General features: G+C 67.9%; 7 protein-coding genes. 1 reads left to right on the top strand and 6 read right to left on the bottom strand.

Going from position 1 to position 7,869, the window contains the following annotated elements; translation table 11 throughout:
- Nucleotides 1-109 precede the first annotated feature (109 nt).
- The 6 genes from ABFX18_RS11225 to ABFX18_RS11200 form a co-directional block, all read right to left on the bottom strand.
- Complete coding sequence (locus tag ABFX18_RS11225) at nt 110-1,174, bottom strand: C45 family autoproteolytic acyltransferase/hydrolase (protein ID WP_211649156.1); 1,065 nt, start codon at nt 1,172-1,174, stop codon at nt 110-112.
- A gap of 67 nt (nt 1,175-1,241) precedes the next feature.
- Nucleotides 1,242-2,117, bottom strand: a complete 876-nt coding sequence (locus ABFX18_RS11220; RefSeq protein WP_346058362.1) for an ABC transporter ATP-binding protein — start codon at nt 2,115-2,117, stop codon at nt 1,242-1,244.
- Nucleotides 2,114-2,959, bottom strand: a complete 846-nt coding sequence (locus ABFX18_RS11215) for an ATP-binding cassette domain-containing protein (protein ID WP_090152128.1) — start codon at nt 2,957-2,959, stop codon at nt 2,114-2,116. The genes ABFX18_RS11220 and ABFX18_RS11215 overlap by 4 nt, the downstream gene beginning before the upstream one ends.
- The gene (locus ABFX18_RS11210; protein ID WP_090152131.1) at nt 2,959-3,894 is read right to left on the bottom strand and encodes an ABC transporter permease; all 936 of its coding nucleotides are present in this window, start codon (nt 3,892-3,894) and stop codon (nt 2,959-2,961) included. Before ABFX18_RS11210 ends, ABFX18_RS11215 begins: the two co-directional genes overlap by 1 nt.
- Entirely contained in the window at nt 3,891-4,841 is a 951-nt protein-coding gene (locus tag ABFX18_RS11205) for an ABC transporter permease (RefSeq protein WP_090152134.1), read from the bottom strand. The genes ABFX18_RS11210 and ABFX18_RS11205 overlap by 4 nt, the downstream gene beginning before the upstream one ends.
- Nucleotides 4,842-4,869: 28 nt before the next feature.
- Nucleotides 4,870-6,558 (bottom strand): ABC transporter substrate-binding protein, encoded by a 1,689-nt coding sequence (locus ABFX18_RS11200; protein ID WP_346058361.1) that lies wholly within the window; start codon nt 6,556-6,558, stop codon nt 4,870-4,872.
- Nucleotides 6,559-6,760: 202 nt separating this feature from the next.
- Here ABFX18_RS11200 and ABFX18_RS11195 point away from each other — a divergent pair, with 202 nt between their 5' ends.
- Nucleotides 6,761-7,756, top strand: coding sequence for a LacI family DNA-binding transcriptional regulator (locus ABFX18_RS11195; RefSeq protein WP_346058360.1), 996 nt, complete (start codon nt 6,761-6,763; stop codon nt 7,754-7,756).
- Nucleotides 7,757-7,869 lie beyond the last annotated feature (113 nt).

The raw sequence follows: 7,869 nt of genomic DNA, 5'->3' as shown, positions 1-7,869 counted from the left end.
CACACACGCTGGGTGTTGCAACGACCACATGAAACCGCCGAGCGAACTGTCTCACCGAAGCCGAATCGCTCACCGAAGCTGCGGCGAACCCAAGCTGCGGCCGCGCCCGTCAGACGGTCAGCACGCGCCATTCCCCGGCTTCACTGGCCTGCGGCATGCCGTCGAAGATCCGGATCGTCCGGACGTCGGGGTCGGTGACGATCGTCGCGAGCGTGCCCCACCGATCGCCGTACTCCTTCGACATGTCGGGAATGCAGGTGAGCGGTGGCTGACCTGGTTCGGAGCGCAGCAGGCGCACGAGCTCGGTCGACGACTCCGGTACTCCAGCGGCCAGCCGCTCGCGCACGAGATCGAGCCGCTCGGTCGAATCGGGTTCGTAGATCTCGCTCTTCTGCGCCATCAGCGGCTCAGCGTGCTGGAAGTGGTTCGTTCGCTGCACCGACCCCTCGACTTCCGGGATCTCGAAGATCCCGACCGGGCTGATCTCGAGCGAGACCGCGCGCGCGGCGTCGAGCATGGTGAAGGCCGACGACGATCCGATCGGCGCCGAGCGCACCAGCGCAACCGCCTCATCGACCGAGGCGCACTCCGACAGCACCGTGCTCGACAGCAGATGCATGGGGATGCCATCCGGTCCGTCGCTCGCGTGACCGAGGATGTTGAAGTGCAGTGCCAGCCCGGCCTCGTTCACGCCGATCTTCGACAGGATCCCCTGCTCGGTGAGACCGGCATACCGCAGCCCGTGCCCCGTCACGGTGTGCGTGTGCCAGTACGCGTCGAGTTCGACGTGCCAGTCCCAGGTCTGCACGCCGAGCCGGTGGTCCCCGAGGCGGGCCGTGACGGTCGAGCACTCGCTCGCGCCTCGGGTGCCGAGTGCGATCAGCTCGGTGCGGGCGTTCAGTGCGACGACGTGCTCGAACGGCACACCGGCTCCGTCAGCGACACCCCTGAGCTGCTCGAGCAGCTCGGGGCGCCACGAATCCACCGCCGCCACCACGCGAGAGACGCCATCGCGTTCCATCTCCTCGGAGACGCCCAGGATGCGGAAGAGTTCGGCGTACTTCGCGTATGCCGTCGGCAGCGAGCCGCGGAGTGCTGAGCCGCGGCTCACCCCGAGTTCATGGGCGGTCGCACCCGTGACGTCGAGGTGCAGGCGATCGGTCTGTGTAGTCATGCAGCAGTGCTTTCTGTGGAGGGTCGGGCGAGTGCCCGCGGAGCGGAGGGCGACGTCGTCGCCGGTGTCACGGCGTGCGATCAGCCCCGCCGATGAGAGCGTCGCGAAGCCCACGACGCGGCTTCCAGCCGGGGCGGGGCGCCGAGGCGAGGAGGAGGCGGGTGTACGGATCCGTGGGGCGGTCGAGAATGTCGGAGACGGTGCCGCGCTCGATGATGCGCCCGGTGCGCATCACCACGACGTCGTCGGCGATGTCGCGCACGACCGAGAGATCGTGGGTGATGAACAGGTACGACAGGCCGTGCTCGCTCCGCAGCCGTTTCAGCAGATCCAGCACTTGCGCCTGCACCGACACGTCGAGCGCGGAGACGGCTTCGTCGAGCACGAGCACCTCCGGCTCGGCCGCGAGGGCCCGCGCGATCGCGACGCGCTGCTTCTGCCCGCCGGAGAGGGCTTCCGGCTTGGCGTCGGCGTGACGCTCGGTGAGACCGACCTCCGCGAAGAGCTCGAGCAGACGTGCGCGGCGCCCGGCCCGGTCGAGATCGGGGCGGTGCGCCTGCAGCATCTCGTTGATCGTCGCCGCGACGGGCAGGGAGCGGTTGAGCGACCCCTGCGGGTCCTGGAAGACCATCTGCACGAGTTTGGCGCGCTCGTGCAGCGCCCGCCGCGAGGTGGTGGGCCGCACGGGCGTCCCTGCGATCCGCACCTCTCCGGCGTCCGCCGTCTCGAGCCCGACGATCACGCGCGCCAGAGTCGACTTCCCGGAACCCGATTCGCCGACGACCGCGAGGCAGGTGCCGGCTCGCAGCGCGCACGAGACATCGTCGAGCGCGGTGACTCTCGCGGTGCGGCTGAGGTGGAAGGTGCGCTCGAGGTGCTCGACCTCGATGATGGGGGCTGCATCGCCCCGCGTCGCCGACTGGGCAGGGGACGTCTCGGTCATGCGCGATCCTCCGTGTTCGTCAGTGGGCCGGTGCCGGGAGCCGGCTGCGGAGCCCCATCGGGGTACAGCTGCGGCCGCGCCGACATGAGCGCCCTCGTGTACTCCGTCTTCGGCCGATCCCGGATCTCCTCAGGAGTGCCGATCTCGAGGATCTCGCCGTCCTTCATCACCGCGAGCCGGTCGCAGATCGCCGCCGCGAGGTCGAGATCGTGGGTGACGTAGATCATCGAGAGCCCGTGCTCGCGGCGCTTCTCATCGAGGATCGCGACGACCTCGGCCTGGGTGGTGACGTCGAGAGCGGTGGTCGGCTCATCGGCGAGCAGCAGCTTCGGGTCGCCCGACATGGCTCCCGCGATCACGACGCGCTGCAGCATGCCGCCCGAGAGCTGATGCGGATAGGAACGCAGCACGCGCTCCGTGTCATCGATGCCGACCTGGCGCAGCAGCTCCGCCGCACGCGTTCGCGCCTGTGCGGCGGGAAGCGAACGGGCGTCGCTCATGCCCTCGATCAGGAAGCGGCCGACCGGCAGCACGGGGTTCAGCGATCCGTGCGGATTCTGCGAGATCAGGGCGAGATCATTAGCGCGGATCCGGCGGAGTTCTTCACCGCCCGAGCCGAGCAGGTCGGTGCCGTCGAGCTCGATGGAGCCTTCGACGCGCGCGCTCGAGGGTTCGATGCCGAGAATGCACTTCAGGGTCATCGACTTGCCCGAGCCCGATTCACCGACGAGGCCGAGCGCTTCGCCCGAGCCGAGGGTGAAGGAGTTGCCGTGCAGAATCTCGGTGGCCTGACCCGAATCCGGGTCGGTGACCGTGAGCACGAGTGAATCGACCTGCAGCATCAGCGGATCCTTCCTGCGGCACGACGTCCGCCGAGTTGCTCACCGACGTAGCCGAACGCCGCCACGGTGATGACGATGGCGAGGCCTGCGAAGATGCTCTGCTCCCAGAACCCCTGCTGCAGCGAAGCCTGACCGTTGGAGACCATGAGCCCCCAGTCGGGAGTCGGCGGTTGCACCCCGAGCCCGAGGAAGGAGAGCGCCGCGAGTTCGATCATCGCGTACCCGAAGTTGATGGTCATGCCGGTCAGAATCTGCGTGCGCACGTTGGGCAGGATGTGGCGAACGGTGATGAGAAAGCCCGAGATCCCCTGCAGGCGCGCCGAGGCGACGTAGGGCAGATTGCGCTCGCGAAGCGCCACCGAGCGGATCACGCGCGCCGAGTACGGGACGAACCCGATCGCGAGCGCCAGGGAGGCGGTGAGGATCGACGGCCCGAAGATGGCAACGGCGAGGATCGCGAGCAGCATGTTGGGGAACGCGAACAGGATGTCGAGGATGCGGCTGATGAAGGCGTCCACTTTTCCGCCGAACCAGACCGCCGTGAGTGCGAGCAGGGTCGCGAGCACCGCGGTGACGATCGTGACGATGGTCGGGCCGATGAGACTCGTTCGGGCGCCCCAGATGATCCGGGAGAGGATGTCGCGGCCCGACTGGTCGGTGCCGAGCAGGTGCGCGAGGCTCCACGCCTCGTGGCGGGCCGTGACGGCGCCGGCGTACGGATCGTAGGGGGCGATGATCGGAGCGAGGATCGCCATGAGCACCACCAGCGCGATGACGATGAGGCTGCCGACGCCGACCGGCCCGAGGCGGCGCCTCAGCAGACGCCAGCCCGACACGGGCACGTCGCCCCGGTGCTTGCGGAGCAGCTGCACCGCGATGGTGTTCTGCGAGCGAGTGCCGGTGCCGGGCTCGCTCGCGGGCTTCTGGGATGTCATCGTGTCGTCACTCCCTTGCTGAGACGGACTCGGGGATCGATCACGGAGTACAGCAGATCGACGATGAGGTTGACGATGCCGAATGCGAGCACCATGACCAGCGCGATCGCCTGCACCACCGCGAAATCCTTCTTCTGAACGGAGTTCACGAGCAGCGATCCGATGCCGTCGAGCGTGAACGCGTACTCGATCACGAAGGCGCTGGCGAGCAGCCCCGCCACCTGCGTGCCGATGACGGTCGTCACCGGCAGCATCGAGTTCCGGATCGTGTGCCGCCACAGCACCAGCTGCTTCGGCACTCCGCGCGCGATCGCCATGATCACGTGCTCGGATCCCTGCTCCTCGCGCACCGCGGTTCGCGTGATCCTCGCGACCACGGCGATGCCGGGGAACGCGAGCGCGATTGCGGGGAGCGTCAGGTGCCAGAGCCGATCGAGGAATCCCTCGCCGGAGCCCGAGACGGGGAACCAGCCGAGATTGGATCCGAAGATGAACATGAGCACCAGTGCGGCGAAGAACGTGGGGACGGCGAACCCGAGGTTCGATCCGAACACGACGATCTTCTCGAACACGCCTGAACGGGTCGCGGCGAGCACGCCGAGGCCGATCCCGAACACGATGATGAGCAGGGCCGCGAAACCGGCGAGGTACAGCGTCGTCGGGATGCGGGTCGCGACGAGCGTCGTGACGTCTTGCTGAGTGACCAGCGAGCGCCCCAGGTTGCCCTGGAGCACATCGATCAGCCAATGCCAGTACCTGAGAAGGAAGGGATCGTCCAGGCCGTACTGCGCACGGATCGAGGCGAGCACCTCAGGGCTCACCGTTCGCCCCTGCACGAGGAACTGCTCGGGGCTTCCCGGAGCCAGGTACATGCCTGAGAACACGATGAAGCTCGAGACGATCAGCACGGCGAGCAGCGCGCCGAGCCGTTTGAACACGTAGACCATGGACGATCCCTTCCTGCTGGTACTCGGCTCAGGCGGTGGCGCCGAGGTCAGCGGCCCACGGGTAGTAGAGGTACACGAACGACGCAGGAGCACCGGTGATGCTCTCGTCCATGTACATGCGCACCGCGAGGTCGTTGATCGGCACCCACGGCTGCTCCTGCATGATCAGAGCCTCAGCTTCGACCGTCAGCTTCGCCCGCTCGGCATCGTCGCTCTCGCCGATGGCCGCGTCGAGCGCCGCATCGACGGCGGGATCGGAGAAGCCGGAGTAGTTCTGATCGCTGCCGGTCTTGGCGACGCTGATGAGATGCAGCAGCGGATCGGGTGCGCTCAGGTAGTTGGTGGTGACGAACCCGTCGTACCCCGCTCGCGCCTCCGGATCGGAGAAGAAGGCGCCGAACTGGGCGCTGGGCACTCCGGTCGGTTCCAGCGTGATGCCGAGTTCTTTCGCGCCGTTCGCCATCTCGTTCAGGATGTCGGCGTAGAAGCTGCGCTCGCTCGGGTAGGCGATCTTGATCGGCTGGGTCAGGTCGACCTCCGCGTCCTCCAGCTCGGCCTTCGCGGCCTCGATGTCGAAGCTCAGGTCCGGGAGCTGCTCGTCGCGCAGGTCGGCGATGCCGGGCGACGTCTCCTCGACCGCGTCCCACGGCGACTGCGGCACGACCGAGCGCGCCGGTGTTCCCGTGCCCTCGTAGACGGTGTCGGCGATCGCCTGACGATCCGTGGCGCGAGTCAGCGCCCGACGCACCGCTGGGTCGCCGAAGACGCCCTCGCCGGTGGAGATGATCGCCATGTTCTGCATGCCCTGGCCGGCGTACAGCTCGCCGGTCTCGCTCGATCCCAGCTGATTCAGGGCGGGCAGCGGCACGTCGTAGGAGCCCTGGATCTCGCCGGTGCTCAGGCCGTTCGCGATGGCGGTCGGGTCGACGACGAAGCCGATGCTGACCTCTTTCGCCATCGCTTTTCCGTCGGCATCCCAGTAGTCGTCGTAGCGCTCGAGCGTGATCGACTGCCCCTGCTTCCAGTTGCCCGGCGTGAACTTCAGGGGGCCGGTGCACATCACGCCGGCTTCAGGGTTTCCGTAGTTCTCACCCGCGGCTTCGCGCTGCGCCTGCTGCACGACGACGCCGATGATCGTGCTGAGCGACGACGGCAGCGTGTAGTCGGGGGTCTGGAGCGTGATCGTGACCTCGTTCTCACCCGTGGCAGCGACCTCGGCGATATTGGCGACCACGCCACCGCCCCAGTAGCTGCCCTCGGCGGGATCGAGGTGGCGCTTGATCGAGTACACGACGTCGTCGACCGTCATCGGCGTGCCGTCCCAGAACGTCACGTCGTCGCGGATGCCGAAGACCCAGGTCTTCCCGTCATCGGTGTTGGACTCGGTCGCGAGGTTCGGCTGCACCGAGAAGTCCGGCTGCATCTCGAAGAGCGGCTCGCAGAGGTTCGACACGATCGTGTTCTCGGGATAGTTGAAGGCCTTGACCGGGTCGAGGCTGGCGAGCTCACCGTAGGTCGAGTTCCAGGCGACGCTGTCGGCTTCCGCGGTGGCCTCCGGCGTGGTCTGCAGCAGCTCCGTGTCTTCCGACGGTGTCGCGGCGTCACCTCCGCGGCTTCCGGTCGCGCAGCCCGCGAGGGCGAGGCCCCCGACGGTAAGCAGGGCGATAGACGCCCGAATCGGTGCGAATTTCACGTTGTTCTCCATTCGAAGTTTCATCGTTGAAGCTCCTCATCCCGACACCCGCCGAGCGAAGACCCACCGGCGATGCTAGCACCCAAAACGGTTTGTGAAAAACGGTTTGGTTATCACGTTTCGGTGACGGATCGGCCGAGGGCCGCCTGAGAATCGCTCCGCCCGCCCACAGCCGACCGGCTATTCTGACGAGGTGCAAGCGAGCGGGCGACCAACCATCAAAGACGTGGCGAAAGCCGCCGGCGTCTCGCCCACCACCGTCTCGCACGCACTCAACGGCAAGGGCGTCGTGCGGCAGGAGACGGCCGACCGCATCGCCCTCGTCGCGGGACAGATCGGATATCGGCCGAGTCCGATCGCCCGAGGGCTGCAGAACTCCCGCCTCGGGCTGCTCGCACTCGTGATCCGGCCACTGCGATCGCTCGACACCTTCCTCCCGGAAGGCGTCGACTACTTCCTCAGGATGGCCGGCGCGGCCTCACTCGCGGCGATGGAGCGCGGCTACAGCATGATGCTCGTCGACGACCCCACCCGCCCCGGGGCGCCGCTGAGCGCCACCGCAGCAGACGCGTACATCGTGTCGGAGCCCTTCGCGAACGACCCGGTGCTCACGATGCTCTCCGAACGCCACATCCCGTTCGTCTCCGTCGGCTCCGACCCCGCGCGGCGCGGCCAGTTCATCGAGCTCGCGACGCGCGACTGGGAGGAGACGGAGCTCGCACTCGACCACCTCGCCGAGGCGGGCGCCGAACGCGTCGCACTGCTCACCGGCACCGACCAGAACGCCTGGAACCGGGAGTCGGAAGAGGCCTACCTCGCCTGGTGCGAGCGTCGGGGCCAGACACCCGACATCGCAGCGTTCCCCGAAGCGGAGGGCGAGCGCATCGGAGAGGCCGCGATCGAACGGTTCTTCGGCGCGGCGACCGGAACCCGCCCCGACGGGCTCTTCTGCCTGACCGGCCGCCACGCCGCCGGACTGAATGCCGCTGCACACCGCCACGGGATCCGCGTGCCGGAGGACCTGCTGCTCGCCGCGGGCTCCGGAGCGCTGCAGAACCGCATCTCACAGCCCAGCGTCACCACCCTCGACCTCCACCCGGAGGGGATCGCGGCGCGAGCCGTCGAAGTCGCCGTGCACCTCGCCGAGGGCACGCCGCTCACGGTGCCGCTCGAAGTGCCTCGAGCCACGCTCGACGTGCGCGAGTCGACGATGCGGGGCTGAGGCCGCCGCTCATCGCGGTGCCGACCATCGCGGTGCCGCCGTGTGAGATTCGGCTTCGGTGAGACAGTTCGCTCGGCGGTTTCATGTGGTCGTTGCAACACCCAGCGTGTGTG

Origin of the sequence: Leucobacter alluvii (genome assembly GCF_039530485.1) — a bacterium.
In the GTDB taxonomy this organism is placed as follows: domain Bacteria; phylum Actinomycetota; class Actinomycetes; order Actinomycetales; family Microbacteriaceae; genus Leucobacter; species Leucobacter alluvii.
Note: the sequence above shows the minus strand (reverse complement) of the source record. Positions and strands in the feature narration are given on the sequence as shown.

Excerpts from the sequence above, each read along its gene's own strand:
- ABFX18_RS11225 (WP_211649156.1), bottom strand. The coding sequence starts at position 1,174 with ATGACTACACAGACCGATCGCCTGCACCTCGACGTCACGGGTGCGACC.
- ABFX18_RS11220 (WP_346058362.1), bottom strand. The coding sequence starts at position 2,117 with ATGACCGAGACGTCCCCTGCCCAGTCGGCGACGCGGGGCGATGCAGCC.
- ABFX18_RS11215 (WP_090152128.1), bottom strand. The coding sequence starts at position 2,959 with ATGCTGCAGGTCGATTCACTCGTGCTCACGGTCACCGACCCGGATTCG.
- ABFX18_RS11210 (WP_090152131.1), bottom strand. The coding sequence starts at position 3,894 with ATGACATCCCAGAAGCCCGCGAGCGAGCCCGGCACCGGCACTCGCTCG.
- ABFX18_RS11205 (WP_090152134.1), bottom strand. The coding sequence starts at position 4,841 with ATGGTCTACGTGTTCAAACGGCTCGGCGCGCTGCTCGCCGTGCTGATC.
- ABFX18_RS11200 (WP_346058361.1), bottom strand. The coding sequence starts at position 6,558 with ATGAAACTTCGAATGGAGAACAACGTGAAATTCGCACCGATTCGGGCG.